This window comes from Bradyrhizobium sp. USDA 4354, assembly GCF_054060315.1.
Map to the genome: position 1 here is coordinate 7,602,132 of NZ_JBSSDC010000001.1, position 15,556 is coordinate 7,617,687.

Sequence of the window (15,556 nt, forward strand, 5' to 3'; positions counted from 1 at the left end):
CTCTACACCGCGGATTCAGACGCAGCAAGGCGGCGCCGGCCATGCAGGCGGCGCCCCGGAGCCATGCCGAGCTGCGTCATATTTCTGTACCTAACGATTGCTCCCTTTGCGATTCCTCCACCGCGAGCTCCCCCCGCCAACCGGCCGGGACGCCGATGAACCATCGTGGTAGCCAATTGAATATCTTCATCAACGGCCGCTTTCTGTCGCAAAAGCTCACCGGCGTTCAGCGTTATGCCGCTGAAATGGTCAAGGCGATCGACGTGCTGCTGGCGTCGGAGCAAACTCCGGCCTCGCTGCGCAACGCAGATTGGCAATTGCTGACGCCTGCGGATGCAAGCGAGGATATTCAACTCGACCGGATCAAGGTTCGCGCTGTCGGCCGGTTGCATGGGCACGCCTGGGATCAAATCGATCTCGCGCGCGCCGCTGCCGGAGGCCGCTTGATCAGTCTGGCCAATTCCGGCCCCGTCTTCCATCGCGACCACATTGTCGTGATCCACGACGCCCAGGTCTTTCGCAGGCCCGACTTCTTCAGCTGGCGTTATCTGGCAGTTCACCGAACGATGGGCCGGCTGCTCGCCCGGCACGCAAGCATCGCAACCGTATCGGCTTTTTCGCGCGGAGAACTCGCCGAAGTGTTGAATCTATCGGCAACGGAGATCCCGGTCTTCCCCAACAGCGCAGAGCACTTCGCCAAGACGAAACCAGATCTCGGCATTATTGCCCGGCTCGGGGTTCAGCCGCAGAAATTCTTCCTCTATGTGGGCTCGAGGACCAAGAACAAGAATCTTTCGGTCGCGATTCGCGCCATGCAGCTGCTCGACAGGCCCGATGTTCCCCTGGTCATCGTGGGCGGCGATAACAGCAAGGTGTTTCAGGACAATTCGGGCGACGGGGCTGCGGGTCTGCTGCTTGCCGGGCGTCTGACCGACAGCGAGATCGCAGCTCTCTATGCGCATGCATCGGCATTCGTGTTTCCCTCACTCTACGAGGGGTTCGGCGTGCCGCCGCTCGAAGCCATGATCTTCGGTTGTCCGGTCATCGCCTCGACGGCTGACGCCGTCGTGGAGACGTGCGGCGACGCGGCTGCGTATTTTCGCGCCACCGATGCCGAGGCGCTGAAGCAGCTCATGCTCGAAAGACTGGCAATCGGCGCGATCTCGGACCAGGAACGCATGCGGCAGCAGGATCGCGTGACATTCTTTTCGTGGAAGAAATCGGCGAAGGCTCTGCTCGATCACCTCGCAGGGCCGGCGAACGTCGCCAGCGCTGCTTGAAATTCGACGCAGCTCGCCTGTCGCGCGCAATGGTGTTTGCACAAACAGTTTGCAACTCGCAGCTTTTTGCAGAGTTCCATGAAACTTTTTCGATCTTGCGGGTGATCGCAAGCACGAAGACCTTGGCGCAACATCACCACATCGCTGCCCCAATATCGCTACGTATTCGAGGAACTGTGTTTCGCAGTAGCGAACTCAGAACAGGGATACACGATGTCCGGCTCTCCGACGCAGCCTTACGCGAGGCAAACGATGAAAGTGCTGCACGTCGCCGAGACGATCCGTGGCGGGATTGCTAGCTATCTGAACGAGTTGCATCCACAGCAACAGGCGAGCTTCGGCGCCGAGAACGTGCACTATGTCGTGCCGTCGGATCATCGTCGCGATCTCGGAGCGATCGATGACGACCAGATTACGACGTTCGAGCGATCCGGCCGCAGCGTCTCGGGGCTGTTCCAGATGTTGCGCGCAAGCATGCAGGCGCTCGATGCCTTCAGGCCGGACGTGGTGCACCTGCATTCCTCGTTTGCAGGCCTCGTGCTCCGGCCCGCGCTGGCGGCCCGCTCGGGCGGACCGCGCGTCGTATATTGTCCGCACGGCTGGGCGTTTTCGCGCGAGACCGGCCGCCTCAGTCATGTGATGACAAAGGCGGCGGAGAACCTTCTCGCGCGCACGTCGGACCGCATCATCTGCATCTCCGGCGACGAGTATAATGAGGCGGTCCGCGCGGGAATTCCTGCCGACCGCCTCACCATCGTCCACAATGGCATTTCGAAGAGCCGCACGCCGCAGCCCGCCGCGGCGGACTGGACTTCCAAGAAGGTCAAGGTCCTGTTCATCGGACGCCTGGACCGGCAGAAGGGCTTTGATCTCCTGATCGAAGCGGCACGCTCGCTCGAGGATGTCCTCGACGTCCGCATGGTCGGTGCCTCCGTCGTCAACAAGTATGAAGGCCCGACGGTCCCGTCCAACGTGTCCCTGCTGGGCTGGCTGGACCGCCCGGCCATCGAGACCCAGCTCGAGGCCGCCGACCTCGTCGTGATTCCGTCACGATGGGAAGCCTTCGGTCTCGTTGCCCTGGAAGCGATGCGCGCAGCGAAGCCCATCCTGGCGTTCCGCAGCGGCGCATTGCCCGAGATCGTCGTCGATGGCGTCACCGGCGTGCTTTGCGAGCCCGTCGCCGTTCAGCCGCTCGTCGACGGCTTCCGGCGAGCGCTCGATCTCGATCTGAAGGTGCTGGGGCAGCGCGGCTACGACCGCTTCAAGCAGCTGTATGACATTCAGAAGACGCATGGACAATTGCAGCAGGTCTATGTCGAGCTCCTTCAGGACGACCGGGCACCCGTCGAAGCGAAGGCGGGACTGCAGTCGGATCTCTCCAAGAATTTCTGATGATCAACATGCACGGTTGCCCTTGCAAGTGCTGGCGATCGCGATGGCAATGGCCTGAGCCGGGCTTGATGTCACCGCCAGTGCATCGCGCGTGAGCATGATCTCGACCATGAAACGCCCACGCACCTTGGTTCGCGACAGTGTCCTCCGCCTCGCGGGCCTCATCTCGTCCATTCTTCTGTCGGTCCCTGCCTGCGCTCAGCACGCTCAACCGCTCGACGCTCGATTCCTGCTCGGTGTCGGCACCCATCAGGGGCTGGGCGGGCCGGTGAGCGCGCGGGGATACGTGCCTGCGGAGAACATCGCCCAGATCAAGCAGCTCGGCCTCAACTCTTTCCGCGATGATTTCCCCTGGTCCGATTTCGAGGTGGGGGGACGCCGGATGGGCTTCGCGCCCAGGCTCGGCAGGCTCGAAGCACAGGTCAAATCCGGCGTCGCACGTCCCCTCCTGATCCTCGCCTTCGGCCATCATCTCGTTCCGAATTCCTCGCCGCCGACAACCGATGAGGCGCGGCAGCGGTTCGCCGACTATGCTGCTGCGGCGGCGCAATCCGTCGTGGCGCAGCATCCCCTCTTCGAGCTCTGGAACGAGTGGAACCTGGCGGCGAAAAAGGATGCCGCCTTCTCACCGGAGAACTATCTGGCGCTTGCCGAGGCCACACGACCTGCGGTCAAGCGGGTTGCGCCGAATGCGCCTTTCCTCGTTGGAGCGCTCGGCGACGATCTGGGCTGGACGTGGACGGAGAAGATGCTGCGGACCGGCATTCTGCAATATGCCGACGGCGCTTCGATCCATCTCTACAATTTCTGCATGGGCCCGAGCAAACGCACGTCGGCCGAGATCATCGAGCGGCTCACGGCGTTTCACCGGCTCGTTGGCCAGGCGAGCGGAAATCCCGACTTCCCGATCTATGTCACCGAGACCGGATGGACCACGGCCACCAACAAGTGCGGCGTCAGTGAACAAGCCCAGGCCGACAACACTGCGCAGCTGATCCTGTGGGCGTCGACCGCCGCTCGCTGGCTCAAGGGAATGTGGCTCTACGAGCTCAAGGACAGCGGCAAGAATCCATCGGAGCTGGAGCACAATTTCGGACTCTATCGCTTCGACAATTCGCCAAAGCCCGTCGCCTGTGCGGCCCAGGGCGCCTGGGCCTTCATTCGCCCCAGCCTGAGTGCCGAGCGACGCGAGCTCGCCAGCGGCGTCGTATCGATCAATGCATCGACAACGTCCGGCGGCAGGGTTGCGGTCTGGTCCGAGGCGCCGGATCGACGTTACGAAATCCGGCTCAAAGGCGATCAGCAAGGCGCAACCTACGCACTGCCGTGCGATGCGGCCGCAAGGCCGGCGTCCGGGGCCTGGATTCCGGTTTCGAGCACACCGGTTCTTATTGCAGCCAATAACGGTGCCATTCCCGCCCTGGAGATACGTCCGGCGAGGTAGGCGCGATTTTGCAGACATGAGGTTACGCGATGAAAGTTCTTTTGACGTCCACGCTTTATCCGACGCCTCTGGCACCCAAGATCGTTGGCGGTGCAGAGATCTTCGCGCGACGTTTCGCCGAAGGCCTGGTGCAACGCGGAGATGAGGTCGAGGTGATACGGGCCGCATCTGCACCCCAGCAGGCTCGCGAGACCTGCAACGGCATCGACGTCTATTCCGCCCCGGTACAGAACATCTATCTGCCCTTCACGGAGCAGAAAAATGCCGCTTTACGCAGCATCTGGCACGCGGTCGACGACTGGCAGATGCAGGCGCCGTTGATCGCGGAGCGGATCCGGGCCTTCAAGCCGGACGTGCTGCACTCCAACAATTTGTCGGGCCTCACCACCGCGATCTGGCGCGTTGCCGCCCAGCTCGGCGTACCGGTGCTGCATACGCTTCACGACTATTACCTGACCTGTCCGCGTTGCTCGCGCTTCGACAAAGGACGGTCTTGCGAGCACACCTGCACGAGCTGCGGAATCCTGAGCTTTCATCGCAAGCGGGCCACGCATTGGCTCAGCGCCGTGGTCGGCGTGAGCGAGCGTGTGCTGTCCATTCATACCGACATGGGCATGTTCGTGGAGACGCCGATCCGCACCGTGATTCGCAACGCCTCGACCGAGCCGCCGCGCGCGCCCTATCCCCGTCCGATCTGCACCACGGAAGTGACGTTCGGGTTCATCGGCCGCCTCACGGAGGAGAAGGGCATCGACAACCTCATGCGGGCCCTTGCCCTGCTGCCCCGCGAACGCATCCGGATGATGATCGCCGGCCGGGTCAGCGAGGAGGAGCAACGCCGCCTCAGGGCGCTCGCGCCGCATGCGCGCATCGAGTTCATGGGTTTCGTGGCGCCGGACGATTTCTACAAGCAGGTCGACGTGGTGATCGCGCCGTCGATCTGGCACGACCCCGGTCCACTGGTCGTCGCAGATGCCAAGGCGGCCGGCAGGCCGCTGCTCGGAACGCGCTTTGGCGGCATGCCCGAGGTCATCGAGCATGGCGTGACGGGCTGGCTCACCGACGCCGATCCGCAATCCCTGGCCAACAGCATGCTCGCAGTCGCGTCAGATCCGCACAAGATCGACGAGATCAGCCGGCGCCTGATCGCCGATACAAACAAATGGATATTTGCCGACGTGCTGTCTTCATACAAGAACCTGTATGAGCAATTGCGCGAGCAGCGGATGTCGCGCATGCGTGCTGCAACGACCGAAGCGCCACAGGGACCGGCCGTCGGCAAGGAGCGCCTCATTCCGAGATGACACGCCTCCTCGCGATGGCGGGCTACGTTTATCAGAGTGCCGCGGCGATCATCCTGATCTTCGCGATCAGCCATCTGCTGCCCGCCGCCGCCTACACCAGTTTCTCCTTCACGCTGGCCTCGAGCCAATTGCTCTGCGTCCTGATGTTCGAGTGGCTGCAGCTTGCCGGACTGCGCTTTCTGGCGGCGGCCGGCGAGAAAGAGGCGGCCCGGCTGAGATGGTCGCTCTTTGCGGCAGGCCTGTCGAGTGCGGGCGCGCTCGTCGTGATCGGGAGCTGCGCATCCCTGGCCAGCGCGCTCCCGACAGCGATCATCGCGCTGGGCCTCGGCATATCCGTGCTTCAGGGCCTGACGGATCTCTATTTCCTGTCGGTCCGCCTGTCCGATCGGCTGGGCCTCGCGTCCTTTCTTCTTGCGTTTCGGGCCACCGCTCTTCTCACCGGGGCCGCCGCGGGAGCAGCGATTTCAGGGACGGCCGAAGCGGCGCTGTTCGGCGTGAACGCGGGCCACGCGCTGGGCCTCGTCGCCGGGCTGGCGGCCTATCGCACCCCCCTGGCGCGCGCTTCGCTGCGGACGATGCTCGCCGACTGGAAAGATTTCTCCCGCTACGGCATGCTCGCCGCAGGCGCGTCCGTCATCCATTTGTCGGTGCCGGTGCTGCTCCGGGTCATCGTCATCGGCCGGCTTGGTGCGACGGGGGCTGGCGCCGGATTTTCGATCGCGCTCGACCTGCTGCAACGCCCCTTCTGGGTCCTCAATGCGGCGATCCACACCGTCAGCTATCCCGAGGTGGTCAACGATTTCGAGCACGGGACCGGCACGAAATCAGTGCAATCGGCGCGCCGCATGTTCGAGTTCATGATCTGCACGACCCTCGTGCTGCTCGGCGGGCTGGTCGGCTTCATTCCTGATGCTGCGCGGATCCTGGTGCCGCAGGAGAGCCTGAGCGGATTCCTGGAGACGGCGCCGGCAATCGCCGCCTTCTATTTCCTGCATACCCATTTGCAGGCGACGATCGCGGTTGTCCCCCACCTCGAGAAGCTGGCGACCAGGCTGGTCCTGGTCGCGGCCGGCCAGCTCGCCATCGTCGTGGCCCTCTCCCTGATCGCGGTGTCGGCTGGCCTGTCGCCGCGGGGGGCGGTGAGCTGCGCTTCGCTCGCCACCCTCGCAACGATTCTGGTCGCGCTCGGTCCGACGCTGCGGTTTGAGGCATTCCCGCGCTGGTCATTGGTCATGCAGGCGCTGGTGGCCGCAGTCCTGATCGGCTCGCTCGGTTCGATGCCGACGGAGCCTGCGGCATGGCTCGCCGGCAAGATCGTGATCGCCGCGTTCGCAACGGCGGTCATCGCATGGCGCGGCGACTTTCTCATGCTGGCTCGCCGCAACTGATTCGCCGCACCACCAGCCATGTGAATCAGGTCCTGGTTTCCGATACGGAACCAACCTCCTGTCTCCGCTCCCGCAGCGTGTGCGTGCACTACCACCGAGCCGCACAACCGCCGCGAGCATCTCCTGCACTTTAAACGCCCATAGAAACGGCATCTGCAAGCGTCCTGTGCAGGAACTACGGACTGCAGATGAGGACCCCGTTGAATTGCGGACACGACAGAGCTCTTTAGCCGATGTCGAGCACTGCAAGCGTGCGACACGTTCCATTGCAAGCCCGTCGTATGGATCCAATTCGCACAGCCTGCGCACACATTCAGCAGTGCAGATCACGAAAATCTTGAAAGCGCCTTCCTCACGCCATGCTGCGCGGGCATCGCATCATCATTCTGCTGTGAACTCGAGTCGACCTGTTCCTGCACAAGGAACCCCGTTTCGCTCGCGATTTGTAGCTTCCATTTTTATCTGAAATTCACACTCGACAGAGAAGCTTGAACGCAAATCCCTGCGAGCAATTTCGTTCGCGCTGAAACTCGAGTGTGCAATGTCCGATCAAACCATCCTGTCTGCCAGCGGCTTCATCAATTCCATCGGCGTCAACACGCATTCCGGCTTCGGCTGGACCGGCTACAACAATCTCGCGCTGATGGTCGATGACTTGGAGTACCTCGGCGTCACCCATCTCCGCGACGCCATGGGAACCAGCCCGGCTGCACAACCGGTGGTCGACGGCCTCGCCGCTGCCGGTTACAAGTTCGACTTCCTCGTCTCGTCGGCCCTGCCCCAGATGGGCACGACCGGACTTCAGAAGTACATCGCCTCGCTCGAGAAGTTCGCGTCGAGCCATCCGGGCAGCATCAGCGCCATCGAGGGCCTGAACGAGGCCAATCACCAGCCCTTCAGCTACAACGGCAGCTCGAGCCTCAGTGCCGCGGCTCAGTTCCAGAGCGCGCTCTATCAGGCCGTCAATGCCAACGCCGCGCTCGGCAGCATCCCCGTCTACAATCTGTCGCTGGCCTACAACGATCCGCAAGGCTACAGCCAGCTCGGCGACATGTCGGGCTCGGTCGACTTCGCCAATGCGCATGCCTATGTCAGCACCAGCCTGACGACCAGCAGCTCGCTTGCTGCCACGTTGAGCGCCGTCTCCACCGCGGCACCGGGAAAGCCCGTCGTCATCACCGAGACCGGCTACACCACGCAGGCCAATACTCAATATCTCGGCGTCAACGAGACGGTGCAGGCCAAATCGATCCTGAACACCCTGGTCGACGCCTACAAGGCCGGCGTCAGCTCGACTTATCTCTATGAGCTGTTCGACCGCGACTCGTCGGCTGCCAATACCAACCCGGAAGCGAACTTCGGACTGTTCAACTCCGACGGCACACCGAAGCTCGCCGCGACGGCGATTCATAATCTGACGACCATTCTGGCCGACGATGGCAAGGGCGGCCTGCAGCCGACTGATCCATTGAACTACACCCTGAGCAACATGCCCGCCTCGGGCAACAGCATGGTGCTCGGCAAGAGCAACGGCGCCTACGAGCTCGTCGTCTGGGCCGAGCCGAAGCTCTGGAACGATGCGACCGATACCGAGGTGTCCAATGCGGCCCAGACGGTCACGGTGAACCTCGGCGCCATCCATCATACGGTGAAGGTGTACGACACGCTGACGGGAACCACGGCGATCGCCAGCTACACCGACGTCAGCACGATCACCGTTCCGGTCAGCGATCATCCGCTGATCATCGAGATCGACGCGCCTGCGACCACCCCGACTTCCCCGGACACCCGGACCAGCATCAGCGGCACGGCCGCCGAGATCGTGCCCCAACTGTCCGATCTCAGCGAGTCGACGGCGCTGCAGAGCATCACGCTGACCGACTCGCACGTCCTGCCGGTCGCTTCGAAGGCGACGATGGACTACATCATTGCCCATTACGGCAGCGCGCTGTCCAAGATCCAGGGCGGATACTCGTTCTCGGTGACGAATACGGCCGCGACCTGGAGCAACACGAAGACCTATGACGCCAGCGGAAACCTGCTGTCGAAGGCGGACACCGGCCTGAATGCGAACGGGCAGCCGACCTCGACCAGCGTGGCCTACAGCGACGGTTCAAAGGACCTGATCAGCTACACCTCCGGCGTGCAGACGAAGTTCGTTCACGTCGCCACCGACGGAACCAGGACCACCGACGCCTACAACACGGCCGGAACCCTTCTGAGCGAAGTCGTGCAGAAGTCCGACGGCTATTACTCCACCACGCTTTACACGAACGGCGTGAAAACCGCCGCCTACATCAAGAACGCCGACGGCTCGCAGGACAACTACACCTACAACATCACGGGGAAGAGCTTCACCACGCAGGTGCAGCACCTCGACCCTACGGGAAAGATCACCTCGGTGACCCGCAGCCATGCCGATGGCTCGCTGGACTCGACCCAGGTCTATAACAGCGACGGCAGCAGCGTGATCACCACCTATAGCGCCGCCGGTGCCAAGCTGGTCGAGACCACCTATCATGCCGATCACAGCAAGGACGTCTGGACCTACAACATCACGGGCCAGAACTACACGACCGAGCACTACGACTACGACGCGAACGGGTTCCTCACCAGTCTGACGCGCCTGCACGGCGACGGCAGTCTTGCCTTCAAGCTGGTCCAGACCACCGACGGCACCAAGACGACCGATTGGTACAATGCCGCCGGCAGCCTCACCAGCGAGGTGGTGCAGAAGGCGGACGGCACCATTTCGACGACGACCTACAGCAACGGCGTGAAGACCAATGCCTACATCAAGTATGCCGACGGCAGCCAGGACAATTACGCCTTCGGCATCACCGGCAAGAGCTACACCACGCAGATCCAGCACGTCGATCCGTCCGGCAAGATCACGGCCGTGACGCGCGAGCATGCCGACGGCACGCTCGACTATACCCAGGTCATCAACGCCGATGGCAGCAGCGTCGTCACCAACTACGATGCCGCGGGAACGCGGATCAAGGAGGCCAACCTTCACGCCGACGGCAGCAAGGACGTCTTCCTCTTCAACATCACCGGCCAGAACTACACGACCGAGCACGACGTCTACGATGCGAGCGGATTCCTCACCACGCTGATCCGCAAGCACGCCGACGGCAGCATGGCGTTCAAGCTGGTGCAGAGCAGCGATGGGACCAAGACGACGGACTGGTACGACGCGAGCGGCGTCCTCACCAGCGAGGTCGTCCAGAAGGCGAGCGGTTACAGCTCGACCACGGTGTACACCAATGGCGTGAAGACCGCGGCTTACATCACCAACGCCGACATGAGTCACGATAACTACAGCTATAACATCACCGGCCAGAGCTATACCACGCAGTACCAGCACCTCGATCCATCCGGTCAGACGACCGAGGTGATCCGCTGGCATGCCGACAACTCGCTCGACTACACTCAGGTCGTCAACAGCGACGGCAGCAGCGTCGTCACCAACTACGACGCGGCCGGCGTCAAGAAGACGGAAACCGACTACCACGCCGACGGTTCGAAGGACGTGTTCCAGTTCAACGTCGTGGGCCAGAACTACACCAACGAGCACGACACCTACGATACGACCGGCTTCCTCACCAACATCGTGCGTACCCACGCCGACAACAGCCTGGCATTCACGCTGGTGCAGAGCGCCGACGGTACCAAGACCTCGGACTGGTACGATGCCAACGGCGTCATCACCAGCGAGGTCACGACCAAGAGCGACGGTTACAACTCCACGACCATCTACACCGGCGGCGTGAAGACCGCGGCCTACATCAAGAACGCCGACGGCACGTCGGACAACTGGAACTACAACGTCACCGGGCAGTCCTACACCACCCAGCATCAGCACCTCGATGCCTCGGGCAAGCTGGTCGAGCTCACGCGGACCCACGCCGACGGCACTCTGGACTATACGCAGGTCATCCACGATGACGGCAGCAAGCTGACCGACATCTATAACAGCGCCGGCGTCAAGACCCAGGAGATCGCCAACAACGCCGACGGCACCAAGGACGTCTTCCTGTTCAACTTCAACGGACAGACCGGCACGACGCAGCACGAGAACTACAACAGCACCAACGCGCTGCAGTTCTTCGATCAGACCAAGACCGACGGCACCCACAACGTCACGGCCGTCGCGAGCGGCGTGACGATCCAGGGCGGGGCCGGCAACGACGTGTTCTCGGCCGCACCAAGCTCGACCACGATCGCCTACGATCATGGCCAGGACCAAGTCCTCAACTTCCAGGCCGGCGACGGCACGACCCACGACGTGATCCAGATCTCGAAGCTATTGGCCGCGGACTACAGCCACCTGCAGATGACGCAGTCCGGCACGAACGCGCTCATCACGTTCTCGGCCAATGACTCGATCCTGCTGAAGAATGTCTATGTCAGCAGCCTGACGAGCCACGATTTCCTGTTCGTCTGAGCAGACTGGACAGAACCGCATCCAACGCGGGCCGGGACCAGCCAAGGTCCCGGCCCGTTCATTAGGCGCTTGCCTCATCGGGAGGCACGATTCGATCGACGCGGATTCTCTCGTTGCGAGCGGATAGTCTGCGGGAACACAATTTGGCCGATCCTACGTTGGTGCCGCATCGACCGGCGATCGCAGCGAACTTGCGTCACAATTGATCCCTAGAAGGAGATAACGCCGCAAGGAATTCGACGCCCGATGGAAGCCAGTGAAGCAAGACGTTTCGTCGTCCTCGATTTTTATCGCTTCGTTGCCGCCCTCGGTGTCTTCATCTTTCATCTCAAGATGATCGACCAAGGCATTTCGCCGGCCTGGAACGGGTCCTTTGGCCTGTTCGTGGACATGTTCTTCATCCTGTCCGGCTTCGTGATCTCCTATTCCTATCCAGCCGACGCGCGCGGCGTACGGGCCTATTCCCGGTTCATGATCCGGCGCATCGCGCGGATCTATCCGCTGCACCTGCTGAGCCTGCTCATCTTCGTGGTGCTCATCGGCGTCGGTCTGGAGCGCACGGCGCGGTCAACCTCGCTGGATTTCCTGTATAACCTCCTGCTGCTGCAGGCCTGGGGCGTTACCAATCATCTCAGCTTCAACTCGCCGTCATGGTCGATCAGCGCGGAGTTCTTCTGCTATCTGATCTTTCCACTACTGATGCTGCTTGCGCGCAAGGTCCAGCCTATCGTGCTCGGCGCAATCGTGGCGGTGCTCTATCTGGTCCTTGCCCATGGCCATTTGCCGATCTGGCAGGAACGGTCGCAGATGTACGGCGCCAATTACGACTACGGCATGCTCCGCGCGTTACCGAGCTTCCTCAACGGCATCCTGCTCGCCATTCTGTTCCGGATGTCGGGTCCCTACCGGCAGAAGCCGGTCGTCTTCGCCGGCATCGGCGTGTTCGGCCTCTCCGTGCTCGTCCTCAACGTGTTCGCCAAGCCGGATTTGGCTATTCTGCTGTTCTCCTGCGCCATTCTGCTCACCGCGGTCGGCGAAAGCGCCTTCAAGGAGTTTCCGGGCGCGCGGCTACTTGGACGGCTCGGCAACACCTCATACGCGATCTACATGCTGCACGATGCCGTCCTCATCGCGGTGTTCAAGCCGCTGTGGACCTGGCTCGAGCTGCGCCCGGATCAGTTTGGCCTGTTCGCCCTGGCATGCTGTGCGGTCCTCACCATCATCGCAGATCGCACCTACGCCTATTTCGAAAATCCCGCGCGGCGCTTCATCAATCGGCTGGCCGACACCGGACTCGTGTCCTCCCGCAACGTCCGGCCAGCGACGGCCGAGACGTCCCTGCGCTTCGAGAACACCGAGCGGGCGGTCAACTGACGCCTTCGGACGCCATCGAGGCACTCAGGCGACCTTGCCGCCGGCCTCCGCCACGATCCTCATCGCACCATCGTCCAGCAAAGGAGCGACGTTGGCGCGGGACAATTCCATGACGCCCGGCAGCGCGTGTCGCACCTGCTCGCCGGCGGCCTGGTACGTGCCGAGGAAGTGCAGCAGAAATGCCTCGAACCTGTCCCCGACGAGAAACTGGGCCGGCGAGAGCAGCAGCTGCTCGCTGATGCCGAAATGCGCGAACAGGCCCTGGAACTTGTCCTGGTAGGTGATCGCCGCCACGGGCGTGCCCTGCCCGAGCGCCGCAATCGCCAGATGCATGCGGCCGGTGATCACGCCGTCGACCAGCCCGACAACGGCCTTGATCTCGCCCGCCGACAGAACCTGCTCGACGTGATGGACATGCTCCCCGAGCGCGGGCTTGAGCCGAGCGGCCAGCGGCCGCAGGCAATTGTCGTCGGCGATTCCGGGGCGGTAGTCATGCGCTAGCAGCAACCAGCTTGCATTGTGCTGTCGTGACAGGCGCGCCATGGCATCCGCCGCAAGCTCTATCATCCGCTCCAGCTTGGCGGGCTCAGGCTTCTTGAACAGCATCGGGTGCATGTTGAAGACGAAGACCTTGCGGCCCTGCTCGCGTTGCTGCGCGATCTTGGCCGCGATCTGCTTCACGGCCGCAGTGTCGGCGCGCGGCGTCAGCATGAACGCCGCGTCAGCGACCAGACGCGCGCGTTTCCGGGCGAAGTCATCGAAACGCTGGAGAGATATCGCATCGCGCAGATTCAGGACAACGCCTGGATCGAGCAGCCGGAACACCTCGCGCAGCGCCTTCGCCGGACGGGAGTTGAAGCTGAAGCCGAGCACGCTGACCTTGGCGCCGAACGCCGCCATCAGGTCGGCAACCAGCAGCATGCGCGCGGCATCCACCGGAGAATAGTAGCCGTCAAGCACGTCGGCCCCCAGGATCACGCCGAAATCCGGACGGGTGATCGAGAGCTCCTGCGCGACCGTCTCATAGGAAAACGGCTGCTTCCATATCTCGAGCGGCTTGAAACCCATGGCGCGCACGTCTGCGCTCGCCGCGCTGGTGGCGGTGACGATGTAGGTCTCGAGATCGGGATAGATGCGTTTCATCTCGCCGGCGGCAGCTTCGATCATCGCCTCATCGCCGCGTGACTGATGAATGCTCCAGGGGTCTGACGGCAACAGAACGAGCCGGCGCGGATTATTGCGGGGTGCCGCATTGACGCCCACGTCCTTCCGGGCGATCTGCCATCTGCGCAGCTCGAGGAGATCGACCGCGAAGGGCGTGTTCTTCGCACTGTTGAGCCAGCCTCGGAGCTGCCTGCGCACGGGCACCGGGATCAATTGCTTCAAATCGTCCTCCTCGTCTTCCTCAGGCGGTCGCACCGCGCTTCACGACGAAATCGATCAGCGAGAACAGCTGCTTCCGCCAGAACAGCAGGATGCTCATCAGATAGACCGCGCCGAAACATGACGACAGCAGCCCCATCCGCAAATACGGGTTGATGTCCGGCGTCGCCGCGCGGCACAGCACGACCGCGCCGTAGGCCAGCACGATGGCGCAAAGGCAGCCTGCGATAGGACGCAGAAACTGGCTCCAGCTCAAGCCCAGCAGCCGCAGCGCCAGCGCAAACGTCACGGGCGTCACCACAAGCTGCGCGAACGCGAAGATCGTCGCCAGCTGACCAATGTCGCGCGACGGAAGCAGGAACATTGCAGGTACGACCGCGCAGAATTTGAGGATGTTCAGCCCAAAGACGTAGTTCGGCTTGCCCAGAGCGCCGAAATAGGCGCTGTTGACGAATTGCACCGTCTGAATCGCGCCAATGAGCATCAGCGGCCTCATCACCGCCTCGCTGCCGCTCCACTTCGCGCCGAACAGCAGCAGGGAAAACTCCGGCGCAATCGCCGCAAGCAGCACAAAGATGGGAGATCCGACCAGCGCTCCGAGACTGACGCTGCGCAGGTAGGCGCCAGCGATACGATCGCGCTCGTGGGCGATCTTGGACAGCGCACTCAATGCGACATCCATGACCGCTTGGGTGAGCAGCTGCATCAGGATGATGTAGACCCGCGCACCGACCGTGTAGATGCCGAGAGCTGCGACGCCATAGAGCGACAGGATGATCATGTCGATGGTGCGAACGATGGCGAAATCCAGCAGCCTGTTCAGCACGACATGGACGCTATAGCCGGAGAGCTCGCGAAAGCTGCTGGAATCGTAGCCGCGCATCGGCAGCCACCGCGGCTGGCTCCAGAGCCACAAGCCGCTGACCGCGCTCTGAACGACCACCTGGATCACGAGGCTCAGAGCGCCGAATCCGGCATAGGCGCAGGCAATTCCCACGATGCCGGAGATGGCGGTGGCGACCATGGTCCTGACCGCGAGCACGCGAAAATCCATCTGGCGCTTGTAGAGCGCCTCCTGGAACAGGGTCGCGGTGCCGATCGGAAGAGAGAGCGAGGCAGCCGTCAACAGCGGCGCGAGCCCCTTCACGTCGAGCCAACGCTCGATATCCGTCGCCAGCAGAGCGATCAGGACCGCCAAAATCGCCGAAGCTGCAAAGGAGCAGAAAAAAGGCAGCGTCACATCGGCGGGTTCGAGCGTGCGCCGCTGGATCAACGCATCACCGAAGCCGAATTCGGCGATCGAGCTCAGGAGCAGCAGGATGAAGGCGACGAGCGCGGCAAGACCGAAATCCGCGGGATTGAGCAGCCGGGCCAAAACCAGAAACAGGATGAACGACAGCGTCCGGCCGCCCCAATTCTGTGCAAGCGACCAGAACAAGGCAACCACGACCTGATGTTGTTTGCCCTGCGTGGCGTTCATCAACAATTCGACCCAATTTCGACAGATCCGACCACAATCACAGACTAGACAACGTGGCATG

The 15,556-nt window shown here is 62.5% G+C and carries 9 protein-coding genes; 7 read left to right on the plus strand and 2 right to left on the minus strand.

All coding sequences use genetic code 11. The features are described 5' to 3' along the window. The first annotated feature begins 176 nt into the window (after positions 1-176). From ACVIIV_RS35365 to ACVIIV_RS35395, 7 genes are all read left to right on the plus strand, one after another. A complete protein-coding gene (locus ACVIIV_RS35365; protein WP_456748910.1) occupies positions 177-1,280 on the plus strand; it encodes a glycosyltransferase family 4 protein in 1,104 nt (367 codons plus the stop codon). A 252-nt stretch (positions 1,281-1,532) separates the two neighbouring features. After that, a complete protein-coding gene (locus ACVIIV_RS35370) occupies positions 1,533-2,672 on the plus strand; it encodes a glycosyltransferase (protein ID WP_456748320.1) in 1,140 nt (379 codons plus the stop codon). A gap of 109 nt (positions 2,673-2,781) precedes the next feature. Then, positions 2,782-4,116, plus strand: coding sequence for a hypothetical protein (locus tag ACVIIV_RS35375; RefSeq protein WP_456748321.1), 1,335 nt, complete (start codon positions 2,782-2,784; stop codon positions 4,114-4,116). A 29-nt stretch (positions 4,117-4,145) separates the two neighbouring features. Beyond that, a complete protein-coding gene (locus tag ACVIIV_RS35380; protein WP_456748322.1) occupies positions 4,146-5,420 on the plus strand; it encodes a glycosyltransferase family 4 protein in 1,275 nt (424 codons plus the stop codon). Beyond that, a complete protein-coding gene (locus tag ACVIIV_RS35385) occupies positions 5,417-6,808 on the plus strand; it encodes a hypothetical protein (RefSeq protein ID WP_456748323.1) in 1,392 nt (463 codons plus the stop codon). Before ACVIIV_RS35380 ends, ACVIIV_RS35385 begins: the two co-directional genes overlap by 4 nt. Before the next feature lie 541 nt (positions 6,809-7,349). Then, positions 7,350-11,258: an RHS repeat protein gene (locus ACVIIV_RS35390; protein WP_456748324.1), complete on the plus strand. Its 3,909-nt coding sequence runs from the start codon at positions 7,350-7,352 to the stop codon at positions 11,256-11,258. Between the two features lie 246 nt (positions 11,259-11,504). Next, on the plus strand, positions 11,505-12,632 hold the full coding sequence (locus tag ACVIIV_RS35395) for an acyltransferase family protein (protein WP_456748325.1): 1,128 nt from the start codon (positions 11,505-11,507) through the stop codon (positions 12,630-12,632). 24 nt (positions 12,633-12,656) lie between these two features. On the opposite strand, the gene ACVIIV_RS35400 is transcribed toward ACVIIV_RS35395, so the two are convergent. Both ACVIIV_RS35400 and ACVIIV_RS35405 read right to left on the minus strand, forming a co-directional pair. Beyond that, positions 12,657-14,018 (minus strand): polysaccharide pyruvyl transferase family protein, encoded by a 1,362-nt coding sequence (locus ACVIIV_RS35400; RefSeq protein ID WP_456748326.1) that lies wholly within the window; start codon positions 14,016-14,018, stop codon positions 12,657-12,659. Between the two features lie 19 nt (positions 14,019-14,037). Continuing rightward, entirely contained in the window at positions 14,038-15,495 is a 1,458-nt protein-coding gene (locus ACVIIV_RS35405) for a lipopolysaccharide biosynthesis protein (RefSeq protein WP_456748327.1), read from the minus strand. Between the last annotated feature and the right edge of the window lie 61 nt (positions 15,496-15,556).

What these genes read in the sequence shown, in the direction of transcription:
- ACVIIV_RS35370 (WP_456748320.1), top strand. Translation starts at nt 1,533, where the DNA reads ATGAAAGTGCTGCACGTCGCCGAGACGATCCGTGGCGGGATTGCTAGC.
- ACVIIV_RS35375 (WP_456748321.1), top strand. Translation starts at nt 2,782, where the DNA reads ATGAAACGCCCACGCACCTTGGTTCGCGACAGTGTCCTCCGCCTCGCG.
- ACVIIV_RS35380 (WP_456748322.1), top strand. Translation starts at nt 4,146, where the DNA reads ATGAAAGTTCTTTTGACGTCCACGCTTTATCCGACGCCTCTGGCACCC.
- ACVIIV_RS35385 (WP_456748323.1), top strand. Translation starts at nt 5,417, where the DNA reads ATGACACGCCTCCTCGCGATGGCGGGCTACGTTTATCAGAGTGCCGCG.
- ACVIIV_RS35390 (WP_456748324.1), top strand. Translation starts at nt 7,350, where the DNA reads ATGTCCGATCAAACCATCCTGTCTGCCAGCGGCTTCATCAATTCCATC.
- ACVIIV_RS35395 (WP_456748325.1), top strand. Translation starts at nt 11,505, where the DNA reads ATGGAAGCCAGTGAAGCAAGACGTTTCGTCGTCCTCGATTTTTATCGC.
- ACVIIV_RS35405 (WP_456748327.1), bottom strand. Translation starts at nt 15,495, where the DNA reads ATGAACGCCACGCAGGGCAAACAACATCAGGTCGTGGTTGCCTTGTTC.